The organism is Luteolibacter sp. (assembly GCF_039920825.1).
Classification (GTDB): Bacteria; Verrucomicrobiota; Verrucomicrobiia; order Verrucomicrobiales; family Akkermansiaceae; genus Luteolibacter.
Genome location: NZ_JBDSCX010000080.1, coordinates 1 through 24079, shown reverse-complemented (window position 1 = coordinate 24079; position 24079 = coordinate 1). Strand labels below are relative to the sequence as shown.

15 protein-coding genes are annotated in these 24079 nt (G+C 57.8%); 4 read left to right on the top strand and 11 right to left on the bottom strand.

From position 1 onward, the window contains the following. Positions 1 to 30: 30 nt before the first annotated feature. The 5 genes from ABIQ96_RS23025 to ABIQ96_RS23005 all read right to left on the bottom strand — a co-directional run bounded on the left by ABIQ96_RS23025 (position 31) and on the right by ABIQ96_RS23005 (position 13524). Positions 31 to 5778 (bottom strand): autotransporter-associated beta strand repeat-containing protein, encoded by a 5748-nt coding sequence (locus ABIQ96_RS23025; RefSeq protein ID WP_348217000.1) that lies wholly within the window; start codon positions 5776 to 5778, stop codon positions 31 to 33. A 266-nt stretch (positions 5779 to 6044) separates the two neighbouring features. Then, the gene (locus ABIQ96_RS23020; RefSeq protein WP_348217012.1) at positions 6045 to 6695 is read right to left on the bottom strand and encodes a response regulator transcription factor; all 651 of its coding nucleotides are present in this window, start codon (positions 6693 to 6695) and stop codon (positions 6045 to 6047) included. A gap of 5 nt (positions 6696 to 6700) precedes the next feature. Further along, positions 6701 to 9607 (bottom strand): histidine kinase, encoded by a 2907-nt coding sequence (locus tag ABIQ96_RS23015; protein ID WP_348216999.1) that lies wholly within the window; start codon positions 9605 to 9607, stop codon positions 6701 to 6703. Positions 9608 to 9948: 341 nt separating this feature from the next. Continuing rightward, entirely contained in the window at positions 9949 to 12936 is a 2988-nt protein-coding gene (locus ABIQ96_RS23010) for a glycoside hydrolase family 3 C-terminal domain-containing protein (RefSeq protein WP_348216998.1), read from the bottom strand. A 234-nt stretch (positions 12937 to 13170) separates the two neighbouring features. Next, a complete protein-coding gene (locus ABIQ96_RS23005) occupies positions 13171 to 13524 on the bottom strand; it encodes a DUF2200 domain-containing protein (RefSeq protein WP_348216997.1) in 354 nt (117 codons plus the stop codon). Between the two features lie 330 nt (positions 13525 to 13854). Here ABIQ96_RS23005 and ABIQ96_RS23000 point away from each other — a divergent pair, with 330 nt between their 5' ends. Both ABIQ96_RS23000 and ABIQ96_RS22995 read left to right on the top strand, forming a co-directional pair. Further along, the gene (locus ABIQ96_RS23000) at positions 13855 to 14430 is read left to right on the top strand and encodes a phosphatase PAP2 family protein (RefSeq protein ID WP_348216996.1); all 576 of its coding nucleotides are present in this window, start codon (positions 13855 to 13857) and stop codon (positions 14428 to 14430) included. A gap of 379 nt (positions 14431 to 14809) precedes the next feature. Then, positions 14810 to 16501, top strand: a complete 1692-nt coding sequence (locus tag ABIQ96_RS22995; RefSeq protein WP_348216995.1) for a hypothetical protein — start codon at positions 14810 to 14812, stop codon at positions 16499 to 16501. Here ABIQ96_RS22995 and ABIQ96_RS22990 read toward each other — a convergent pair. The 5 genes from ABIQ96_RS22990 to ABIQ96_RS22970 all read right to left on the bottom strand — a co-directional run bounded on the left by ABIQ96_RS22990 (position 16474) and on the right by ABIQ96_RS22970 (position 21773). After that, entirely contained in the window at positions 16474 to 16644 is a 171-nt protein-coding gene (locus ABIQ96_RS22990) for a hypothetical protein (protein WP_348216994.1), read from the bottom strand. The two genes, ABIQ96_RS22995 and ABIQ96_RS22990, sit on opposite strands and share 28 nt — an antisense overlap. Before the next feature lie 131 nt (positions 16645 to 16775). Continuing rightward, on the bottom strand, positions 16776 to 17069 hold the full coding sequence (locus ABIQ96_RS22985) for a DCL family protein (RefSeq protein WP_348216993.1): 294 nt from the start codon (positions 17067 to 17069) through the stop codon (positions 16776 to 16778). Positions 17070 to 17090: 21 nt separating this feature from the next. Beyond that, positions 17091 to 19688, bottom strand: a complete 2598-nt coding sequence (locus ABIQ96_RS22980; protein WP_348216992.1) for a DEAD/DEAH box helicase — start codon at positions 19686 to 19688, stop codon at positions 17091 to 17093. Continuing rightward, positions 19685 to 20647 carry a DUF1837 domain-containing protein gene (locus ABIQ96_RS22975; RefSeq protein ID WP_348216991.1) on the bottom strand — a complete coding sequence of 321 codons (963 nt, stop codon included), beginning with the start codon at positions 20645 to 20647 and terminating at the stop codon, positions 19685 to 19687. Before ABIQ96_RS22975 ends, ABIQ96_RS22980 begins: the two co-directional genes overlap by 4 nt. A gap of 409 nt (positions 20648 to 21056) precedes the next feature. Further along, positions 21057 to 21773, bottom strand: coding sequence for an AAA family ATPase (locus ABIQ96_RS22970; protein ID WP_348216990.1), 717 nt, complete (start codon positions 21771 to 21773; stop codon positions 21057 to 21059). 555 nt (positions 21774 to 22328) lie between these two features. Here ABIQ96_RS22970 and ABIQ96_RS22965 point away from each other — a divergent pair. Both ABIQ96_RS22965 and ABIQ96_RS22960 read left to right on the top strand, forming a co-directional pair. Next, positions 22329 to 22457 (top strand): hypothetical protein, encoded by a 129-nt coding sequence (locus ABIQ96_RS22965; RefSeq protein ID WP_348216989.1) that lies wholly within the window; start codon positions 22329 to 22331, stop codon positions 22455 to 22457. A gap of 387 nt (positions 22458 to 22844) precedes the next feature. Then, positions 22845 to 23393: a DUF6799 domain-containing protein gene (locus ABIQ96_RS22960; RefSeq protein WP_348216988.1), complete on the top strand. Its 549-nt coding sequence runs from the start codon at positions 22845 to 22847 to the stop codon at positions 23391 to 23393. Between the two features lie 185 nt (positions 23394 to 23578). Here the strand turns inward: ABIQ96_RS22960 and ABIQ96_RS22955 are convergent, their stop codons facing one another. Next, positions 23579 to 23776, bottom strand: coding sequence for a hypothetical protein (locus ABIQ96_RS22955; RefSeq protein WP_348216987.1), 198 nt, complete (start codon positions 23774 to 23776; stop codon positions 23579 to 23581). Positions 23777 to 24079: the final 303 nt, after the last annotated feature.

Sequence of the window (24079 nt, the reverse complement as noted above, 5' to 3'; positions counted from 1 at the left end):
TCCGGGGAAGCGGATGATTCAGTTAATTGCTCAGTTTGGAGTCACTACCAGGCGGACGAAGACCGCGCCCGCGCCGTTTGGCAGGGTGTAGATGACCGAGCCGCTGGTGTTGTTCAGGCTGGCGTCGCCCGACAGGACGTTGGTCCAACTGGCGAGGTTCACCGAAGTCTGCACCACGAACTGGGTGCCGTAATCACCGAACGGAATATTGCCGCCATTCAGCCAAGTGATGGTTCTAACGGGACCTGCCGTTACCGCGGGATTGGCGGTGAAGCCGGCCGGGGAGTTCATGAAATACTCGATGCCGTTTTTGACGCCGTCGAGGTCGGTATCAACGTTGGCAGCATCGCCATTCACATTGGTCGAGGCCCAGCTCGAGTAACTCGCACCGACCTGGAGCTTGCCGGCACCGAAGATGTATCCGGAGGTCTGCGGACTGTTCTGGTCATATAACCCGGCCGGCAGGATCGAGCCGTTGATGGTCAGGCCCGCGACGGTATCCGTTACCGCGTTGGGGAGGTTGAGGTGTGCGCCGGAGGCGATGGAAACCGTGGAGGTATCGGCGAAGGTGGTGGTGGTATTCGCGACCGTGAGGTTGCCGCCGTTGACGGTGGTATTGCCGGTGTAGGTGTTCACCCCGGTGAGGCTGATGGTGCCGAGGTTGCCGGAGCTGATTTCCACGTTACCCGCACCGCTGATGATTCTGGCGGTGGTGGAGGTGTTGCCCAGCAAGGTATTTTCCAATGCGAGCGTCGCCGTGCCGCCGACGGTCACATTGCTGGTCAGGGCGCTGATCACCCGGCCATTGCCGGAATCCCGCAACTTCATAGTCCCGCCGTTGACGGTGAGTCCGCCTGTATAGTTGTTGCCCTGGCCGATGGTCGTGCTGGTGATCGTCTGCGTGCCCAAGCCGTTTTTCACCAAGGCCAGGACGCCCGACTGGTTGCGGATCAGACCTTCGAAGGTGTAATTCTGGCCTGCGGTATCGATGATGAGGGTGCCGGTGCCGGAGCCTGCCGATTCCCTGCACTGAACAATACCACTAACACCCGTGAGGCCACCCACCGTTTCGTTGAAGTTCTGGAGTTCAAACTTCGCATTGTGGTCTCCCAAGGCCACGCCACTGAACGACACCACGCTGCCATTAGGAATGACCTCGTCGGCCCCCACCCGGAGGAGGGCGTCGGTCGTGATCAGGGTGGGACCGCCATAGCTGTTTGCCGCCGTGAGGTTGAGGATAGCCGCACCGCTCTGGTGACCGAGCACGGTCAAGCCTCCGGATTGGTTCGAATTCAAGGCGGTGGCGAACGTCACCGCCTGGACGTTGGTGTCGATGGCCACCGGGCTGGTGCTGGTGGTGCTGGCGATCCGATCGGAATAGTCCGTGCTGTTGCCCGTGCCGTATTGCAGGGTGCCGCCACTGAAGGTGATGGCACCCACACTGCCGAGCGAGTCGGGACTTCCGAGCCTGACAATCCCGGCGGCGAGCGTAGTGCCGCCATCATAAGTATTGGAGTTTCCAAGCGCCAGCGTGCCCGCTCCGAGCTTCGTGAGATGGAAACCGGGGCCGTCAATCGCGCCACCGACGGTCAGGGTGTTCGCAACCACATTGACCTGACGGTTCCCGCCAAGGGTAACGAATCCGCTGCCGAGGTTGAGGCTGTTGGTTCCGGCGAAGAGGATGTCCGTGTTCCAGATCTGCGAGGGGTTGGATGTGATCACCAGATTGGCGGCCGAACTGTCGAGCGAGCCGCCGTTGATCGTGAGAAGGCTGGTAAATCCGAGCGCCGTGGTGCTTCCCAATGTCAGTGCGCCGCCATTCAGGATGGTCTCACCTTCATAGGTATTGGCACCTGATAGAGCCAGACCGCCCGGGCCGGATTTGATGATGCCGCCGGTTCCCGAAATGACGACCGCGGCGGACTTGTCGGTTAGGTTGTCATAAACGAGCGTGCCGTTGTTGATGATCGCACTGGTGCCGGCGATGGAACCATCGGTCGTGCCGTCTCCCAGTTTCAGCGTGCCTTCATTGATCGTGGTGGGGCCGGTGTAGGTATTCGCGGTCGTGATCACGACCGTTCCGCTGCCGTTTTTGGAGAGCGGACCGGTGCCGGCGATGCCAAAGCCACCGCCGCTGGTGAGCTTGTAATTGTTGGCAGCGGTGTCGAAGATCGTGGAAGCGGGGAGCACGTTGGACGCGGAAATATTGATCGTGCGGGTGCCCGTCGCGGAGTCGGAGAACAACACGCCGTCACCCTCGATGTAGTTGGTGGCGGTGCCGCCGGTATTGAGTTTCCAGTTGGAGCTGCCTCCCGTCGTTCCGACGAGCCAGTTGCCGCTGTCCAGCCCGGTCCATTTCGGTTTGTCGGAAGAGATGGTTAGAATAATGTTCGAGCCGGTATCGGAGACGACCGCCGACGAGCGTGGCCCGATGCTGGTGGAGCTTTGGGTGAAAATGCTGGCTCCGGTTTTGCTCGTGTATTGGATCAGGGGGAAGCTGCCATTGGTAAGAAGTCCCACATTCGCCAGCGAGAGCGCCACATTTCCATTGAGGGTCAAGGCTCCGGTGCTCACCACAGGCACACTCGGATTCGCCAGGCTGTTGAAATCCACCAACAGGTTGCTGGCGGCAAAGGTCGCGCTGTCCGTGGTTAGAGTCTGGCCGTCTGTCACTCCCAGAACTTCCAGAGAGGTTCCTGCCGCGACATCCACGCCACTGATGGCGGAGCCTGTGCTCATCCGCAGGGTGCCGGTGGTCAGGACGGTGGGACCGGTGTAGAAGTTGGTGCCGCCGAGTGTGAGCTTGCCGGCACCGGACTTGGTGAGACCGCCGGACTTGGTGCCGGTGAGCGCGCTGGCGAAGATGATATCCTGACCGTTGGTGTCGATCGAGACCGGGCTGGTGCTGGTGCCGCTCTCGATGCGCGCGGAATAATCGGTGGTGTTGCTGGCGCTGTATTGGAGAGTGCCGCCGCCGAAAACGATACCAGCGGGGTTTGAGGGGTCAGCGCTGGAAATCGCCCCGGTGCTGCCCAGAGAGAGAATCCCGCCATTGATCGTGGTATCACCCTTGTAGGTGCTGGCGCCGGTGAGCACCCATTTGCCTGCGCCGCTTTTCACGACGCTTGTGGCTCCCCCGGTCTGAGTGATGGCGGTGTTGAACGTGTTAGACCCGGTATTGGAACCGGTGAAGGTGAGGGTGCGGTTTCCTCCAAATTCGTAAAAGTTGGTCGAGGTGGCGGCCGTGAAGCTGAGCGTGGCGCCCGGGTTGCTGCCGGAGGCGTCGATGATCGCGCCGCCATTGTTGCCGCCACCGCCGTCGGCGTTGACGCGGATCTGGCGGTTGGTGGACTGGGCCGTCGAGCCGGTGTATTGCAGCGTGCCGCCGCGGAACAGGAGGCCCATCGATTCGCCACCGGCATCGACCGCGTGGTTTCCAAGGCTGCCGTCGACGCCGTAGTCAGAAAAGGTGCCTACATTCAGTATGCCGCCGGAGAGGATCGTGACCCCGCCGTAGCTGCTGGCACCGGAAAGGGTGAGCTTGCTGCTACCGGTTTTCGTGACGGAACCGGCCGCGCCGGAAATGATGCCGGCAAAGGCGCTGTCGGTGCTGCCATTGACGATGAGACGCGATAAGGGACCCATCGCGATGGACGAGCTCCCCACCCCATCGAGAGTCGCTACCGTTTGGGTAACGTTTTCGAGCTGCAGGACACTGCTGCCGGCAACGAGATTCAACTGGGTCGTGGAGGGCAGAATATTCGTCTGCTGCGGCGTCACCGCCACGTTGTCGATGCCGCCGATCATGGTGCTGTTCGAGCCGAACGTCACATATCGGGACGTGCTCATCGGGGCATTCAGCGCGTAACTCCCCAGGATGGCTCCACCTTGCGTGATAATGACGCGGGCACCGGCTGAGCCAGTGGCAAAAGGCGATCCCGTGCCGGCGGCGTCCGCCAGATAGAAGGCGAAGCTGTCGCCACCCGTGGTCGAGGCAAAGGTGGCGATTGGAGTTCCGCTGTTATTGAAGATCTGAATCCCGGTGTTTTTCCGATAGAGAAATCCAAGTTCGCCCGTGCCAAGGGCGTTAGGCGAGCCGTTGTTGGCTGTGGCGCGCAAGGTGAAGCTCGTCCAACTCGTCGTATCGCTGGCGTTGCCCTTGAACATGTCGAAGTTGATCTTCACCGGTCCCGGCGAATTGGCGGTGCTGAGAGACGTTGTCAGCGAGCCGGTCGCGCCAAAGGCGAGCAGCATGTAATCGCCGTTGGTGCCGGCGGGTTGTGTGACATTGGTCGCGGCGTTGCCGGTCTGCGCATTGCCGGTGAGCGTCCAGTTTTGCGTTGCGAGCGAACCGGTCTGGCGGCTCGGAAGACCCGCGATGGCATTGGGCGGAAGATTGTAGTTCAGGTTGTTGCCCGTCGATCCAGTGGTGTAGAAATTGTCCGTAATGAGGGGTGAGCCCGAACCTTCCAGCCGCAGGACACCGTCATTCACGTTGGTCAAGCCGGTGTAGGTGCTGGCATTCGACAACGTGAGTGTGGAGGCGGTGGCTTTGGTCAACGCCACGGTGCCGGTGCCGGCCGTGTGGTCGGTCACGTTGCCTGAGAAACTGCCGGAGTTGACGGTCACCACTTTGGCGGTCGTGCCATCGTTGAGGAGCGTCCCCGCGCCGTTCAAGGCGGCGATGCTCTGGGTGCTGTCATTCAAATCGAGTGTCGTCCCGGCACCGACGGTGGTTACACCCGCGTAGCTGTTAGCCGAGCCAACGCGGAGCTTGCCGCCGGTGATGTTGATGCCTTTCGCACCCGATACCGCACCGCCGAGGGTGAGGGTGCCGGGACCGCTTTTCATCACATCGCTGTTGAGCGTCACCGCGGTGGAGATGGTGTGCGAGCCGCTGGGAGTGGACAGCACGGAAACTCCGGCCGCATCTGTCTGTAGAGTGAGGGTGCTGGCGTTGGCCGTCGAAAGCGTCCAGGCATTCGCACCGTTGAATTGCACGTGCCCGGTGGTCACGTTGGCATCGAGATTGATCCCGGTCGGTGCCCCTTGCGTGGTGAAATTCGCGTTCGATCCGACCGTAATGGGAGCTCCGACCGGGCTCCATGTGGCCGTCGTCCAATCCGCGCCGCTGGACCATGATTTGTTGAAGACCTGCTCGTTGCTCAAGCCGTAGAGATGCAGGGAATTCCCGGGGATAACCGGCAGGTCCTTCAGACTCATCGTCGTCGCCGAGGCCACGAAGGTGTAGCGCAGCATGGAGGCCTCCAAGGCGTCTTCATTGAAAGTGAAGTTCGGCGCACCTTCCGTACCCGCCACCGTCTGGACGCGGCTTGCCGTCGCAGGCCAGCTCCAGTCCTGACAATAAACCGTGCTCACGTAGGTCTGCCCCACGGTCAGTCCGCTCATGGTGATCAGTCCGGGATTGCCCGCGTATTGGAAACCATCGAACAACCCGGTGATCGCTTGTCCGCCAAAGGTCGTCGTCTTGTTACCGCCGCTGGCGAAAGTGGTCGGGATTCCAGTCAAGGACCAACCGGTGCCGGAAGTGGTGCCACCGAGGAAGGTCGCGCCGTTGACCGTAACACTGCCGCCGACGACGTTGCCGAGCGCGGTGTAGGTCTTCGCACTGCTCACGCCGGAAGTCGCGTCGCTGGTGAATGCGCCACTTGAGAACGTTGCCTCCGCTGCCTGCGTGGAGGTGGTGAGGGCTGCAAGCAGGGGCGAAAGGCAGACCACGAGGGTCGACGGAAAGAAGCGATTGGAGGTAAGTTTCATTGGGGTTTTTCTAGGAGGATTTTTCAGAATTTAAAAAGCAGTCCATCAACCAGTGGATGCCGCCGCATGATCGATTGGAGCGCGAGGGGTAGCGTTGGGTTTGCAGGAGATCCTACAGTAAAGAGCAGAAACTAGCCGCAGGCAGCTACTCTGACTACCTGTCAAAGTATGTAGGTCTCCGCGGGTGCCGCGCTCAGGTTTTCACGGCATCAAGCCGCGACTCGCCCGGCGCCTGCTATCCCGCCCAAGGCATGTTCGGAGGAAACTCAGCGCTTCATGAACTTCAGAATGATCTCGCCACGCGAGCGGACGTGAAGTTTCTCGTAAATGTGCCGGATATGAAAGTTGACGGTGTGAACCGAGATCCCGATTCGCTCGGCGATTTCCCGATAGCTGTAAGCTTCCAGAAGTAGTTCGAGAATGGAATGTTCGCGGGGGGTCAATTCCGTTGGCAACTTATCGGCGGGCGCGACGGCAGGGACCTTGTTGAACGCCTGCACGACCCGGCGGGCGATGTTGCTGGTCATCGGTGAACCGCCCGCATGAACCTCCCGCACGGCGGCCACCAGCGCATCGGCCCGGATGGGTTTATGCAGGTAGCCGCAGGCCCCGGCGGCGAGGGACTCGAAGATCGGAGCGTCGTCGTCGTGCACCGTCAACATCACGATCAATCCCTCCGGCATCTGGCGCACCAACCGGGACACACACTCCACTCCGCTGATGCCGGGCAGGCCGATGTCCATGAATACCACGCTAGGGCGCAACAGGGGCAGCCGCTCGAGCGCTTCCTCGCCTGAGGCGCAGGTCGCGACGCACTGAATGCCGACCGTATCGTTGAGAATTTCCTGGAGCGACTCGCGGACAGGCTCGCTATCCTCGACGACGGCAACAGTGATCGTTCCTTCATTCGCAATCATAATTTTCAAGGTCGGGGCAGAGGCATGGTTAACCGGATCAACGTGCCGCAGCCATCCGCGCCCGAAAAATACTCACAGCGACCGCAGAGCTGCTCCAAGCGTTTGGGCATGTTACCCAAGCCATCCTGTCCGGGCGAGAGCTTTTCCACCGGGAGCCCCTTGCCATCGTCCTCGATTTCCACAACGAGCAGGCCCTGCGGAAGCAGAACGCGGATGGTGACGAGCGTGGCTTCGGCGTGGCGGACGACGTTGTGGAGGGCTTCTTTGACAGTGAGGACCAGGTTATGGCGTTGCGCGGAGGTGAGCGCCACATGCGGCAGTTCCACTGGCACTGCAAGCCGGCAACGGATGTTGGCGAGGGAGAGGAATTCCTGGGAGCACTTACACAGATACTGAACAAGATTGTCCAAGGTATCGTTGGCCGGGTTGATGGCCCAGACTGCGGCATCGAGTTGCCTGGAAATTTCGTGTGTCGCCGCAAACAGCTTGTTCAACTGCCCGCGGGCTTGTTCAGGGCGATCCAGTTGCCGTCGGGCCAGTTCGCTCAGCAACCCGATCTGAGCAAGGTTTGCACCGAGTTCGTCGTGCAGATCCATTGCGATGCGGGTACGTTCCCCTTCCAAGGCATGCTCGCGTTCGAGGCGCAGGCTCACCACGTAACGCCACGCCGCCAAAAGCACACCGGCCACCGCAGCGGCAATCAGTAACCAGAACCAAGGCTGCCGCGTGACCGGCAGCGGGATGCCTACCTCGATCCGCTGGGTTGCGCCACGGCGGCGGTCCCGCAGGCTGATCCGCCAGGCATACTCGCCAGCGCTAACAATTCCGGTGACCGTGCAGCCGGTCGCCGCTTTCAAGACCGGCGGAAGCCGGCTGTAAAGGAAGAGGTCGCCCTCACGCGCACCCGCATCCGTTAGCTCGATTTCCATACCGCTCTGGAGACTGGTGACATTCCCGATCTCGGCGGCACCGCAATAGATGTGGAGGTTGGAGCCTATCAGCACCGGCTTCGACGGCTCGCGATCCAGTTCGGTAAAACGCAAATGCTGTGAGCCGGCCGGTCCCAGCCGGGGCGTCGTCCATGAGCCCTCAGCCACGCCGAGGTAGCTGTTATCCCAAAATGACCAGACCGCGTAGCGCCGGTGCGGATCCATGCCTGCTTCGGCGAAATCCAATTTGACGGTGCGTTCGGCATTACCGGGATTCCACAGCAGCGCGACGGTGGAATCGCCCCAGTCGCGCCGGACGTGTCCCACGAGACGGGGCCAGTCCGAACCGGTGCCCAAGTCGAGCACCTCCGTGCGTTCCCTCGCCGGAGGGGTGAGCACCTCGGTATTGCGCCAGTAGGGCCGGAAACTTTCCCAGTGCAAGGGATCGGAAGTAATCGCGGTGCCGCAGGACAGACCCACCATGCTCATCCACGTCCGCACCAGCGGCCACCCCCCTGTTATTTGACTGATGTTACTGATGTCCGTTCCGATGTAGTAAGGATCGGTGTCAATCGTCAGCCAGCGGTCGTGAAGTTGGAAGCAACGGAGCGCATCGGTCATGGCGGACCGGATCGTGGTACGAGAGGCCTCCGTCGACATCCGGCTTGAATCGACCAAACCAACGGCTGCCCGGTCCGGCTCGCGTGCGCACGACATCAGGTAAGTGTCTGCGCCGGCGGCTTGACGGATATTGTCAAACGCGGCCCGCACGGCTTCAAAGCTGGTTTGCTTGGAGCCCCTCTGCTCGGCAGCGGTCGGGTAATAAATTTTCAGATAGGTAAATCCGATCCGCACCGCATTCCGGACCACTTTGGCAATGTCAGCCAAAGCAGGCGCTTTCCCACCGTTCGCCTCCCGGCTGAACTCCAGCCGCAGGCCGGGCCGTGCCCCGGTGGCCACAATTTGCCGTGCGTAGGCCGACAACTCGCTCGGAGGAGCGGCATCATCCGCCAACCGGACGGCAAGCTGTTTAAACTCGTCATCCAACTGAATGACTGAGGGAACCAGCCGCCCCTCGGACTTTAAAACCGCATCCACCACACCAAGCACATCCTGTGACGGCACCTTCTGCCCTAACAGATTCCAGGAATTCCATCCCATCATCGCCCCTTTCGGGGTTTTGGCCTTGTGGGTCTTCGCCACCCACTCCGCCCATTTCGCCAAGGCCGGCCGCGGCGGCTCCATCAGCAAAGCCACCTGTTGCCCCCATCGCGTTTCGCCCGGATCCACATCCACCCCGCTCATCTCCGCCGTGAAATCAAATTTCACCTTCCCTTCGTCACCGGACAAGAACCGCGCGTTGGCATAGGCAAGCGGTGCGCCAACCGGCCCGAACAGAAAGCCCGTTCCGTCCTGACGATAGAACCCGCCGTATTCGTGGACATTCAGCGGTTCACGGATGTTCCCCAGCGGCGTCACTGGCGGCATCTTGCCCACGCTGTTGTCCAAACGGGTTACCAACCAATCCGCGGGATTCCCGAGCGCGCGGAACTCCCCCGCAAGCGGCGTCAAAAACGACACATTGATCGGGTCTTTGCCGATATTGCGGATCCCCGCCTGCACCAAGACTCCTGTCCCTCCCGGCACTTGGCCAAGATGGAATAACAGCTCCACGCGCTCCGCTTCGAAACGGAGTGTGGTTGCCTTCATCTCAGCCCTGCCGTATGGCGTCGCCTCGGTCGTCAGTTTCGCAGTACCCACCCGCTCGCCGTTGGCCGATGCAATCACCAGCGCGCGGCCGTCCCGCTGGATTGTCGCCGCAAACCCGGCATGGAACTCGGAGAAACCCGGCGCACCTACCGTGAACGAGCGTCCGTCCGCCGCCAGCACCGTCCGCACCGGTGCTTCTTCAGTTGTATCAGCAAACGCACCCCCGGGCATCGCGAGCATCAGGAACAAGGTCAGCCAGTGGCAGCATCTCATGGGTTGCCCCCACCCTACAGGCCACGTCAAGTCACCATGACCCGACGACTCCTCTGAAATCCCTGACAAGGGCGAGAAGGCTTCCGAGGATAAACCCATTAACCTCGGAAGCCCCATGATTCACCGCAACCCATTGCGGTGAAATTGTTCCCACTGCGTTGCCGCTGTTTTGATTTTCACGCGGAAAAATAAAGTGTTTTTGAATCGGGTGAAAAGGGAAGCCGTAAGAGAAGAAGTTGATGATTGAGAGTCGATTGTTGATCGTGGGAAGAGGGATGAATAAATATGGTTTTTTCTGATCTCGATCTTTCTACCAACCATCAACTCTTTTCACCCGCAAATCACTCCGGCGTGAATCGTATCCAATTCACGTTAATGCCCCCGCCATCACAGCAGAGCCTGATTTCATTGTTAATGATATTGAGAGTAACATGGGTTTTCGTGATTGTCGTCCAATTTTGAGCGGCACCGGTGCTCGGCACCACCATCGGTCCGGTCAGATCACCTCCGCTGCTTTCGAGATGAAGACTCGAATTTCCAGCATCGATGCGGGCCACTCTAATCTCCACCTTGTAGGTGGCATTCTGCTGTACGCTGGCACTGTATTCGAGCCATTCCCCGGGTTCAGTCCACCCCAAGCCAAAACCACCGCCGGTATCGGTGCAGGCTTCCATGTCCACATCGTCGCTTCGATACGCACGTCCGTAGTTACCGGGTGTGGTGTCATGAAACGCAACTCCTTCTCCGCCGTCGTCATAATTCTCCGCTTCAAGGGTTCCGGGTATCGCGCATTTTTTGCCTCCATAGGGAGTTCGCTCTGGTGCCCGGATCGACCCGCCGACCTCGATGTAATCCAGATTCACATTTCCGCTATCGGCGGCATCCAATTTGTAGGAAATCGTGTTATTTCCGACATTTAACAGCAGGCTCTCGGTCTTGTTTTTCCAAGTATCCCAACTGGCGGTTGCCGGAAGAGTGGTTTGAGCGGCACGGACGCCATTGACATAAATGCCAAGGGTTTGGCTGCTGCCTGTTCCATTCGAATATCTCAAGGTGATATTGGTAAATGTCGATGAGGCGGAGGTCATCTTAAATGTGGTGGTGGCCCCCACAGCCGTATTACCGGTAACAAAATCCGAGCCTGAATATCCCGCGTGATTTGAAGCGACAGACGCACCACCGGAAAGCATTGCATTCTCCGCCTGGCTGCCTGGTGATGGCGCGGGTTTGGGTGTTGGCACCGGTGGCGGCCGCGTGCCCGGCGTTGGTTTCAAGCTAACGGATCCGGTTAACTCAATACGATCGGAAGCGCCGCCCACAAGAATATCAAATTGCCCTGGCTCGGCATACCACCCGGCTGCTCCCCAGTAGGCGGCAAAGGAACGCTTATCCAAAGCGAATTTAACCGTTGTCGTTTGATTGGGGGCGAGGGAAACCTTGTTGAAACCTTTCAATTCCTTCACCGGCCTCGGTATGCCCGACTCCTTGTCCGCCACATAAAGCTGGACTGTTTCCTGACCCGCACGGGCACTCGTGTTTTTCACATCCACACTGACGGTAACGGTCGCGCTGTCCTGAAATACTTCAGGACTGATCCGCAAGTTGCCATATTGAAAGGTGGCGTACGACAACCCATGCCCAAAGGCGAATTCCGGAACCACCTGATTGATCTCATAGCCCCTGTATCCCACAAACACACCTTCGGAATAATCAATGGGAGTGTTGTTTCTGGTAGGGTATGAAGGCTGGTCGACATCTCTCTTTGGCCAGGTGAAAGTGAGTTTCCCCGAAGGATTCACGTCACCAAACAGAATTTTCGCCAATGCATTCCCCCCTTCCATTCCAGGATACGCGCAATAGAGAACACCGGGGACGTGATCGATCCAATCCCTCATTTCCATTGCCCCGCCAATGTAAACAACGATCAGCTTTTTGCTCACCGCGGCGACGGCATTGATCAGGTCCTTTTCGGACGTCGGAAAATTCATGTTCGCCGCGTCACCGCCCTCTGAGTCAGCAGTTGGAAATGTCTCCACCGGGCCATGGCCGCGTCCCGTGACAATGATCGTAACGTCAGAAGTCGCGGCAGCGGCAATCGCACCGCTTTGGGTGGTCTGGGTGTTGATGGTCAATCCACCGTATTTCTGAAGACCTTCTAACGGCGTAACTTCGTATGGCACGGGCATGCCACTGCTGCCACCGCCACCACAGTGGGCGACATTGGCATTCACTCCGGCCAGGCAGATGGTATGAACGGAACTCTTGTTCAGGGGCAAAATGTTGCCAGTGTTTTTCAATAGCACGATCCCCTCTTCCGCAGCCGTGCGGGCGATCGCTTGGTTTCCTGCTGTATTCTTTTCTCCAGCAGGAGAAGCGGGTCCCCATCCGGACACACCGGCGAAATACGAAACCCGCAAGATTCTCCGCACCATGTCATCCAAGTATGACTTCTTCAGCGTTTTGTTACGAACCGCGTTGGCTAGATTCGCATATTTCGCGGCGTTAGGCATTGAAACATCCATTCCCGCCATGGCAGCGCCCTCCGTGGTGAGCCCCTGATTCACGCTGCTCCAGTCAGTAAGCATGATCCCTTTGAATCCATATTCGTCTTTTAAAATTTTGCGCATGACGGGTGTGCCGTAACACTCCACGCCATTGAACAAGCCGCACGATGACATTCCTGCCATAGCCCCGCCTTCCTTGATGGCCATTTCATAACCGGGAAGGTAGATCTCCCTCAGGGTCCGGTCATCGACATTCGAAATGGTATTTTCCCGGTTCTTCTCCGAGTTATTACAAAGAAAATGCTTCATGCATGCGGCGACGCCCTGGCTCTGGATTCCTTGAATGATCTTCGAAGATGTTTTCCCATTTAAATAAGGATCTTCGGTATAGTATTCAAACGCCCTTCCGCAAACAAGATCCCGGATGATATTCATCCCGGGCCCCAACAGCATATCCGCGCTGGTATTCGTCTCTTTGCCAAGGACCACCCCCACATCATACTGCAGTTCGGGATTCCAAGTTTGGGCAATCAAAAGCCCGGATCCGAATCCTGTCGCGGCTCCCGCCCGATGCGCTCCCAGAGGTCCGTCGCTCATTCGGATCGCCCCGATCCCAAGTCTGGCGCAACTGCCCCCATCCAGCGCGCCGTTGCCGTAACACATGGCCTGCTCTTCCTCCAGGGTCATCCGGTTGATGACGCTTTGGATCTCCGCCTCGGTATCGGCAAATAGGGTCGTCGCAGGAATCAGCAATACAAGAAATCTCCCTGTCAGAAGAAGACCGATCAATCGCTCAAACGCTGATTTGAAAGATGAATGCGACATGAAATCGGGTTTTAAGAACATGAAATTGGAGAGGCTCGGCACGAACCGAGGGTGGCCTGCTTCCTGGCGGGCGAGGCAACCTTACGTGATGACACCATGAGTTTCTTAAGACCCTGTGACTACCTACCAACTTCCGTAGGGAGCCATCAGCATGATCCGGCCGATCTTCCAAAATCCCTCCACCCGCTTCTCTTCGTCTTACTGATCACTGATCACTCCTGACTCGGCACTCCCTCATTTCCTCAAAATCTTTTCCATGGCCTTCCCCTTGGCCAACTCATCGACCAATTTATCCAGATAGCGGATTTCCCGCATCGTCGGTTCTTGAATGTCCTCCACCCGGATGCCGCAAACGACTCCGCGGATCAAAGTTCGTGAAGGATTCAACATTGGAGCTTCCTTGAAGAACGTTTCAAAGTCCGTCTGCGTTTCCAACAGATCTTCCAACCCACGCTGGCTGTAGCCGGTCAGCCAGCAGATGATCGCATCCACCTCCGCCTTGTGACGGCCCTTCCTTTCCGCCTTCGCGACATAGAGCGGATAGACGCGGGCGAAGCTCATCGTGTAAATTCGGTGTTTGGGTTTCATGGGAACGGAAGGACGAACCGCCGGGGATTCGTCCGAATCTACTCCTGTCTGGTCCGATTCCAACACTCCGCTTGCCGGCCGCCAGCCCGGTGGCAACGCCGGACCTGCATCACCCTCAGGCCGGACCGGCACAGGACATTTCCCGCAGAAATCAGCCGACAAGCCGGCGCGGCTGGTCGAGTGTGGGCGAGATCCATGAGCGAGCATCGTCCTATCCCTCCCCGCAGCCTGTTCCAGTCCTGGCGGAGCCGACCACTGATTCCTGTGCTGATCCTCGTCGTGCTCGGCGCGCTGGGTGGATTCCTCCAGATGGCCAGCGAAATCCGGGAATTGGAAACACGCCCCTTCGACGAAGCCCTCCTGCTGGCCATGCGTGAACCAGGAGACACTGCGGATCCCATCGGCCCACCTTGGGTAGAGGAAATGGCGCGGGATCTCACCGCGCTCGGCGGCTTCACCGTTCTCACCCTGGTGACGATCACCTCCTTTGGCGTGGCACTCCTCGCCGGGCGGCGGCGGCTCGCGTGGTGCGGGGTGGCATCGATCGTGGCAGGGAGCCTCCTCACCGGCGTGCTGAAGAAGGGCTACGACCGGCCGCGCCCTGACCTGGTGGAGCACGGTGTTAGAGTGGTGAGCCGCAGCTTCCCCAGCGGCCACTCCACCATGTCCGCAGTGGTCTATCTGACGCTCGGCATCCTGCTGGCCCGCACCCAGCGGCAGGTCCGCGTGCAGGTCTTCGCCGTCTCCGTCGCCGTCCTGCTCACCGTGCTCGTCGGCTGCAGCCGTGTCTATCTGGGCGTCCACTGGCCCACCGATGTCGTGGCCGGCTGGCTCCTCGGCAGCGCATGGGCCGTGCTTTTCTGGCTTGTGGCCATGAAGGTGGACCCGCGGCCACCGCCTGCTTGATTTCTCCCGTGAGGGTAGAATCATCCCCCTGTGGCGGCGCGTCTGCGACCGTCGCACTTCACCATCTCCCGCCGGAGGCTCCTCTTCCCATCCAAACCAGCGACGGTCATAGACACGCCGCTACATTCCCGCAATCGCCTTCCATCATACGAAGAAACATTTGAACCGCAGAGCCGCAAAGGTCGCAGAGGAACGCAAAGCCGGAACGATGGAATTTTCAGTGGGGTTCAAGTGAAACGCCATGCATCCCATCCCTCTCCCTTTGCGTTCCTCTGCGACCTTTGCGGCTCTGCGGTAAATTCTGCCGCCGGTTTCCGCCGGAGCGAAATTACACAACGTTTACAGACGACCGGTGCCACGCTTTCGTAGAGTGGCATCGATGAAAACACCACTCACCCTGTTGTGCGTCCTCGCAGGCGCCGTGTCGGCCCTCGCCATTGAGGAAAAATCCGTCACTCCCGTGCTCGAATCCGTCGGGTTGTTCAAAAACGGTCTTGCCGTCGTGAGAGCGACGTTTCCGGTGAGCGGCCCCGGCCTCTATCGTTGGGACAAGGTGCCGCGGGTGGTGCATGGATCTTTCTGGATCGAGAGCGACGGCGAGGTTTCCGTCCAATCGACCACCCGCCTGTTGGAAAGCACCGACGCTACCGAGTCCCCCAGCGGACTTCTTCAAAAGGACCTCGCCGGCAAGGAGGTGACTCTGACCTTGAAAGCCACCGCCGGTACACAGCCTGCGGATCTCACCGGCACCGTGTGGGCGGTCCCCGCCCGCACCGACTCCAAAACGTGGGACGCCGATTACAGTTCGCTCACCAACGGCGGCAATCCCTACTACGGCTACCGGCTGCGGATGGACGCCACTCCGCCCCCGCCACCCACTACCGGAAATTTCCTGGTCCTGACCAACGCCGCGGGAGCCCGCTGGCACGTCGATCTGTCATCCATCTCAGCGGTGGCCGTCAAAGGTCCCTTCGGCCCGACCCACCACAGCGAGGAACGCCCGGTGCTGGTGTTCGATGTCCGGCAGGCACCCGCCAACGGTGGCGTCGTCCGGGTGACCTATCTGACCAAGGGCCTGGCATGGCTGCCTGCCTATCAGGTAGATCTCACCGATGCCAAATCTCTCAAAATCCGCCAGAGCGCGGTGGTCCGGAATGAAATGGACGATTTGAACGACTCCGAGATCCAACTGATCTCCGGCTACCCGAACGTGCGCTTCGGCTCCGTGGATTCCCCGCTGTGGCCGGGCACGGGACTGGCGGCGTTTTTCCAACAGATCAATCAATCCGGTTCGCCCGCCAACAGCATGCTGGGCAACATCGCATCCCAGCAGATGGTTTACTCCAACGGCGGCTCCTTCCGTACCGGCGCATCTCCCCTGCCGGACTCCGGCGAGCAAGGAAACATCAGCGATGACATCCACTACGAAAGCATCGGCAAACGCAGCCTGAAAGCCGGTGACAGCCTGTCGCTCGACATCGCCGCCGCGAGCGCGCCGTATGAACGGGTCGTCGAGTGGGTGGTGCCCGATCCGCGCGACACGAGCGGCCGCTATCAGCGCAATAACAACAACGGCAGCGAACAAGCGCGCGACGATCTGCCATGGGATGCCGTGCGCTTTTCCAATCCCTTCCGGTTTCCCATGACCACCGCATCCGCCGTGGTGATGGAGGGCGGGAAATTCCGCGGACAAAGTCTATCCGAGTGGGTCAATCCCGCGCAAAGCACCTGCCTGCGGATCACCCGCGCGCTGAGCATCCACACCGAGTCCAGCGAGGTCGAGGAAGAAGGCCAGCGCGAGATGGTTTGGATCGGCGGCAATGACTATCAGCGCACCAAGGTGACGGGCCGGCTCCTCGTCCGGAATTTCCGGAACAAGGAAGTCACGGTGACCGTGCGTTGTGAATTCTCCGGCGAGCTCGTCGCGGCCGATGAAAACCCGGAAAAGACCCTGCGCCCCGAAGGCGTTTACAGCGTCAATCCCCGCCGCCAGCTCGAATGGAACATCAAGCTGCCTGCCGGACAGGAAAAGGCCCTCACCTATCAATACAGTGTGCTGGTCGACCGCTGACGGTTCCGCACGAGGCTGATCTCCGTCTCAGCAGCACCATCCTTCACCGGCATCTCGCCGCAATCGGTGCCTGCGCCGTAGATTGCCAGCTCTTTTTCCAGTTCTTGGAAAACATTCGCATAGTCCGCGATCAGGCCGTTCACCTTCTCGCCATACACCCAGTTGGTGCGGGCGATGGTATTAGCGACGAGAACAAATGCTCGATGTTCAACGAAGACTTCGTTCTACCTTTCGCGACACGCTATCACGTCGGAAAGATGCTGCTAAAATTCCATCATCCGTAAACGCACGCGCGATGAGCAAACTTTTCGGTCGAACCATCGGTGCGGTTTACCCAAAAACATTTCGTGCCGTAGTCGGCGCTGCGAACGCTAAAATGGATGATCCCACATCCGATTTTGTCCTCTGCTCTAGGATGATTGGCAAGCGCGGCACGCAGGATACTGCCGTCATCAGAGCTGACCTTGTCGCCCACATCGTACTTGTGGAGCATAGCTTGCAGAAAAGCTGCGGCATCGCCTTTCTTTTCAAAGTGTAAATCCCCGAAGCTGATTGGTTTAGCTGGCATCTTGTTTTGGTTATCGTTTTTCTAAGAGCTAGGAAAGGTGCCTCCGATGCGAAGCAACTTTTCACGAATTTCGCGAAGAATAATAGCGGGGATGTTCATAATCTCAAACTGGCTTTTACGCTCAGCAATCCACATGATACATCCGTCTTTCGTTAAGTCATCACGAGCAATTTTTTCATATAATGCTACGGCGCTCATTCGAGACAATCCCAGCTCCATAAGCGAGAGCAGAGTGCGCGTAGAAACGCCAAACTCCAACTGAGTGCCGATGTCGAGATCTCTAATAATTAAATCTTCGCGACCTAAATCGCCCAGATGTTTGTGCAGTACATCCATGTAAGCGGAAAAATATTTTGGAGCCAGAAATCGAGCCGTCTGTTCGACTAGCTCCATAGTGTGCCGGATTAAAGCAGGTAGTTTGTAGGACCTTTTTCTCTCTTGATGATACTCGATGTTTTTGCGGATCATGACCGCCAGAGATAGACCCCTTAGCCATTGAACAATTATTAGGGCGTGAAGCGGAACTAACCCTTCGGGCATAAATGCGGGGTAAAGATGCTGGTTGATACGACGCATGATCGTTATGAAGCGATCATAGCTATCGTTGCTCTCGACCGGTGCCGGCAACAAGTTCTCCACTTCTCCTTTGTACGAGCGGAATTCTTCGAGCAGGCGCTGTAGACCAAGGGCGCTTACGCCGGGATGACGACCAATAATATCAGAACCAATCTCGATTTGTGAGGCTATAGATGCAAGCGCTTCGTCGAGCCGAGCTACGGCTGTAGCGGTGTGTCTCTTGGCGAGTTTCGCATGCGTAATTGAACCGAGACGAATGAACGTGGCAAGCAGATAGGCACCCACCTGCTCGTATTTATCTACGTTCGCAAGTTGCGCTACAGACGTCGATACACGCTGGTCGAGATACTCAGCCATGCCTCCCATTTCAAGCACTGCATCGCTTTCGCGTTTAATGGGATAACGCGAGCGTGCAGGCACGCCGGTAGGCCAAGCTGCGACGTCATTTGGGTCGATGCACACGATATTGCCTTGGAATTCATTTCCCCACCGCCCAGCACGGCCGGCTAAATTCCAGAAATCATGTGGCTCCATTGGATGTCTCATGCCTTTCCGAGGTCCTCGGACTACGATTGTCCGGCATGACAGATTAACTCCCTCAATCAACGTTGAGGTACAAACTAGAAAACGTATTTTGCCAATTCGAAAGAGTCTTTCGATTTCTAGTCGGATAAGCGACGGCATGTTTCCGTAGTGAAAGGCAATCCCGCGTTCGACGAGCGAAGCCAGCGTAAAATCGGGATGAATACCCTTTCGAGCCAAATCGGCTAAATCGGACAATTCGCGATCCTTCGTGGCAGCCGGCCGTAATTGGCTTATAAGATCGGCAATGTCTTCGGCATCGCTCGCCCCATTTGCGTATACTAGTGTTCCGCCTCGCTCGCCTATTGCTGCGGCAATAAAAGTCAATTTTTTGATTATCGTGCCCGGCTTGCTGACAAGTTCGAGAACGCCTATGGGCAAGGAACTCGCGCTCTGTCGTAATGATAAATTCCACTGCTTCGGATTAAGTGGGGCTTGCTCTGCAATAATCAGGTTCTGTAGGACAGTAGGAACATCACTATCGATAGCCATAGTCCGGGCCTCATCTGGCGCGTCAGCAAGCAGCTCCTCTGGGTTCTGCGTCGCGGGGCTTATGAATACCATTTTAAGACCAGCGCTTGCGCGTTCTAATCTTTCGATAGCGTCTTGAAGGATCACTCCGCGTTGATTATCTCCGATTTTATGTGCCTCATCGACAATGACCAAATCAATGGACACATCGTTTCCAAGTGCGTTAGCTAGCAGGTGCAAGCGCTCCTGAGTAAAAACGAGAACAAGTTTCGCACCACCTGCTTTTGCTGCATCAAACTTCCCCCTAAGCGGCAGTGACGAAACCTCAATTTTGTCGCCGTTTCCGAGCAGCGATGAGAGTTCGTTTTCAATTTCCGAGACAAGAGCTCGTGTTGGTGCTAAATAGACAGCTATCCGGGTGCCGGTCGACCGCATATAGTCGATCAACCAATGGAGCACCAAAAACGTCTTCCCGGAAGCGGTAGGTGCCGATGCCGAGAGCCATGTGTGGTTGCTAGCATTATCCCAGAAGCGCTGTTGAAATTCGTTCACCGCGAGCCATCGGCCGCTTGACCCTACCAAGACTGAATGGTCCAGCTGGCGATGCTGCATTTCCATGCGAAGGGTCATTCCAAGCCTAGCATCTAAATTCGTAACCAGCAGCTCGCGTTCGTTTGCTAAGTTGACAGCGCGAAAATTAGATAACTTATCAAGCAAAACTGCACCAGCATCTTTGATCGGTTGCCTGTTGTCCAAGGTCACAGCGCCCGTTGCAATCCGAAGAGCTGCTTCTTGATGGCTGCGCAACTCTGACCGTGCTAGTATGCTTCCCGCAAAGAGGAGGCGAGACCAATCAAATGTTGGAACAGCTTTGCTGACATCCGAGGCAAGGTTGTCGAGCTCTGTTCTAACCGTATGGCGGGTTAATGCTTCGATCTCCTCTCGGACGCCATCGCTCATCAGCCACGAGTTAAGATTCGCTAGACTCATGAGTTTTTTAGTCCCATCGCAGTTAAAAAGGCCTCCCTAAATTCATCTGCCGATGGCAGGGGAAGACAAAACAATTCAATCTCTATTTGCTCTAGTTTTTCCGCGATCAGGCGTGCACCGACTCTCTTTTTCCAGTTTTCCAATTCGGTGCGTGCTGCGGCGGCTATTTCGTCCGCAGCTCCTTTGAGACCATCGCGGGGGTAGAACGCAGCATCAAAGCCGACCAAGGCAACTCCGCAGTAGCGCCTTCTGTTGGACATAACTGAATTTCTATCGAAGTAGCGTTTTATAGCTTCGGTCAATTTGGGGTCGCTCAGATCCGCCTTATCGCTTAGCAGGATGAGATCGCGCTCGCGATCAGCTCCTTCATGATCGGCCTCAATAAGAAACGGTGAAAGTGAGGCCAAACACTCCCTGATAGCATCGGTTGCAGTAGCGTAAATTTTCGACTCACCCCAATAAAGCTTGAGAATCCCATCGTCCGTGAGGCCTGCATACACTCCGTCAGCACCATGGTAATGAACTCGACTGTCTGTTTTGAGGTCCATCTTGCAAAGAATCTGCGGTAGCTTTAAAAACCGTTCCGCAAGGAGAAATAGCAACATCTCGCCTCCTTCCCCCGTGTTCGCGAGGTCTGTGAACGACCGGCGAGCTTCTTCCATTAGGCCACCAACAGCTTCAGTGCTGTTGTACTGTCGGTCGCGCTCTTTAGCCTTAGCCAGTTTTTCGCGCGGAATCGCGTAATCAGCCACAGCGTTACGCATAAACTCCGCCAGTCGGCGTGGCTGGACTTTTCCGTTTCCGTCCACTGTCAAACAGTGACAGTGGACTTTCACAAGATGGCCGTCGATAAGCACATCGCGCTCTATAAGCTGAAGGTGTACATCCAGCGAATCGGGATCACCCGTTAACGCAGCGGTCAAATCAGTAGCGGTTATATTAGACAAGTCGTCACTCATGATGTCTATCGGTCAACACATTGTGCAATTTCCGGCACGTTCCGAGCAAAAAGCATCGAGCTACGGAATGGGGCAAGTCTGGCGCGGGGAATCTGACGGGGACATTACGGTTGCTTTGGAAGGTCTTCGGGATTGATGACGATAGGTTCGAGGCCGGCGGCAAGGGCGCGACGGATGGCTTTGGCGGAGGCGAGTTGGAAGGCGGCTCACGCCCCGTTGAAGTCGGGATCCTTCGGCGACCGGACCGGGGCGGGTATTTTGCGAGTCCAAGCTAACAATCAGCGGCTTGGCGGGAAGGAGATTCTTCGAAAATTACCGGAAGGAGTTTCTAGCCGGCTGTCTTCGGTTTTCAGGGAGGAGGAGGCTGGCGCGGCCTAAGGGCAAAAGAGGCTGGAGCTTGTGAGGGACCTCACGGTTTTTTCGGGAGATCTTCTGGAATGCGGATGATCGGTTCCAATCCCGCCGCGCGATCCCGGGCGACGGCTTTGGCGGAGGCGCGCTTTAAGGCCGCCTCGGCTCCAATGAAGTCGGGATCGTCCAGCGGTTCCACCTGGGGTGGTCCGGTCGCGTTGGTTCGATAAGGCACGGGATCTTCCATGAGCTTCTGAGGTGGGCGATTGTCGCCGGTTTCCATCAACTGCGGCGGGTCTTGGGAACCATCGTAAATCGACCACTCATCGGCCATCCCCAGATAATCGTTCCGCAGATTCTCCCAGCCACGCTCAAACCGGCGGCCGATGGTCGGGGCCGGAATGTCATGGCCACCGTGAAGAACCCGCCGTTCGACGCGACGGATGGCGAAGTCCGCATCCGGCAGGCGGAGGAACCACAGTTTCACCCGGTATCCGGCGGCCTGCCAGCGCGGGATGAGGCGCAGATCGCTGCGGGTGGAAAGGGTGGTCTCGAAGGCGAAGCTTTTTCCAGCCCGGACGAGATCGCGGATCCGCCCCAGCATCAGGCGGCCGGCCGTGAAGGCGACTTGATCCGGCTGGAAGGGACTGAGCCCGGCGGCGATGAGATCGGCATTCACGAACTCGGGGCAGCACGCCTCATTCGGCAGGAACTCCCCGGCGAAGGTGGTCTTCCCCGCCCCATTGGGACCGGCGATGATGAGAATCTTCTTCATGGGAAGCGGACAGGGTGCCACGCTAACAGTGAGAGGCTTGGCGGGAAGGAGATTTTTCGGGGTTCCGGAAGGCCGGAGGAAGACGCCGGGACGAGACGTCCCGGCCCCCTGGCGGAAGAGCCGGACGAGGGCGTCTGGACTCCTGATGGGGAAAGCCGTGGGCGCGGCGGTTGGATCAAGGCGCGGCGGACTCCGATCCGCCGAGGTCCATGCGGGGCTCATGAAACGAGCTTCGCGCCGCGCATGAATGGCCATGGGCTTCGGCGGATCGGAGTCCGCCGCTCCATGGCGCGCGCATGGACCGATTTTAAAAAACCGTGAAATCGACGATCTTGAGATGGCCGATGAATGCTGGCCCTTCCCCTTCCGCTGGAGTTGCTTACCTGCGGTTCCCGGGAACTGCCGGAAGGGGAAAGGCCGCCGGAAGGTCGTGGTGATGCAGGAATTTGCAATCAAGTCTGGAGAGATCGCTGAAATCTAAGGAATTTCCGTATCTTCATGCAAACTGGATGCCGCCTCTTGCAGTGCCGGCCAATGAACGTTTTAGATTCCCGCGTGGCAGAAAAAAAGCTGTTCTACGCGGCGGTGATCGCGGTGGCGATCGCGTTCGCCGCTTACTGGCATTTCTCGAAGCATGAGATTGCCGATGGGAAGGAAACGCCTGCTACCATCGCCGCACCGTGACACCATTCGATTCGGGCATTTCACTGAACGAAATCCCACTGGCGAATTTCCCCTAACTGTTCGAGGGGCTGCTCGGCGTTCCTCCTTTATTCCAAGCGTGTCTCGTAGCGGCAGCGGGTCGGGCTGAGGATAGGGAAGCGAGCAACAGCGAACCATGAATCCGGCGCAGCCACCGGCCCGCAGGGTGATCCAGCAGCCGCTAACGGCCGCCTTAAACGCACGACTCCTCATGCATGCTGCACTTCTGAAATCCGAATACCCCTATTCGACCGTTTCTCAAAAGGTTAACCATTAGCCACATGTCGGAATTCGGCAGAGGCAACCGGCGGATGGTATGTCATCTGCAAAAATTGCGGATCCCCCCAACAAACAACCACCACTACTACTATGAAAATAATCGAAACCACTATCGCCACGGCTTGCCTTGGCCTCGCCCTATGTCATTCCACATTCGCCCAAGGGACTCAAAAAGGAGATCCTTCACGCCCTGACGCGGAGGAGGTAATCATGAAGAAAGACCACATCATGATGAATGAAGGCAAGATGATGGTCATGAAGGACGGCAAGACCATGAAGATGGAAAAAGACATGACCCTCGACGATGGCACCAAAGTCATGACCGACGGCACCGTTATGATGAAGGACGGCAAGTCCATGAAAATGGGCGAGGACGACATGATCATGATGGATGGCAAGATGGGCAAGAAAGAGCACCTCATCATGAAGGACGGCAAGATGATGATGGTCCGCGGAGGAAAAACCACCATGATGGAAAAGGACATGACGCTAGAGAACGGCACCAAGGTTATGATGGATGGGACCGTCATGATGAAGGATGGCAAGACCATGAAAGTCGACGAAACCGACATGGTGTTGATGAATGGAATGATGATGAAGAAGCCCAAGCTTCCTTCCGGTCCCCGCAACACCAACTGATAACGATCGCTTCTGACGCTCCGAAAACCGGTGGCTCAGGCCATCGGTTTTTTGGTGTCCACCTCAGGCAAGACATGCACTTTGCTGTTCCCCGCTTACTGGCATCTCTCAAAGCTTGGGATTGTCGAGGGGAAGGAAACGCCTGCTGCCATCGCTGCACCGTGACACCATTCGATTCGGGCATTTCACTCAATGGAATCCCACTGGCGGATTCCCTCTAACTGTTCGCGAGCCTTTTCCAGATTCTCTTTGGCTTGCTCAATTTCCTCGCGGCTGATCCGTAAAGCCGCTTGCAGGATGCCTCTCTGCTCATCCTTCATCGCAAGTGCATGCCTCAGCGCCAGCGCGTCATGTGGAGGACATGGATCCGAATCGCCCATCATTCTTGGAATTGAGCGCAAAAATTTCCTTGTTCAAGTTGGAAAAAAGCGAGCGGTGCGCCTTGGCGGGAAGGAGGAAATTGGGGGTCCCGGAAGGCCGCAGGAAGATGCCGGGACGAGACGTCCCGGCCCCCTGGCGGAAGAGCTGGACGAGGGCGTCCGGACTCCTTATGGGGAAAGCCGTGGCGCGGCGGTTGGATCAAGCTAGTGGTCTGTCAGATTCAATGTGACGGATGGCGTGTGTGGAACGTGGTTGCGGCGTCTCGCCGCAACGCTTGTCTTTCCGGGACGTTGCGGCGAGACGCC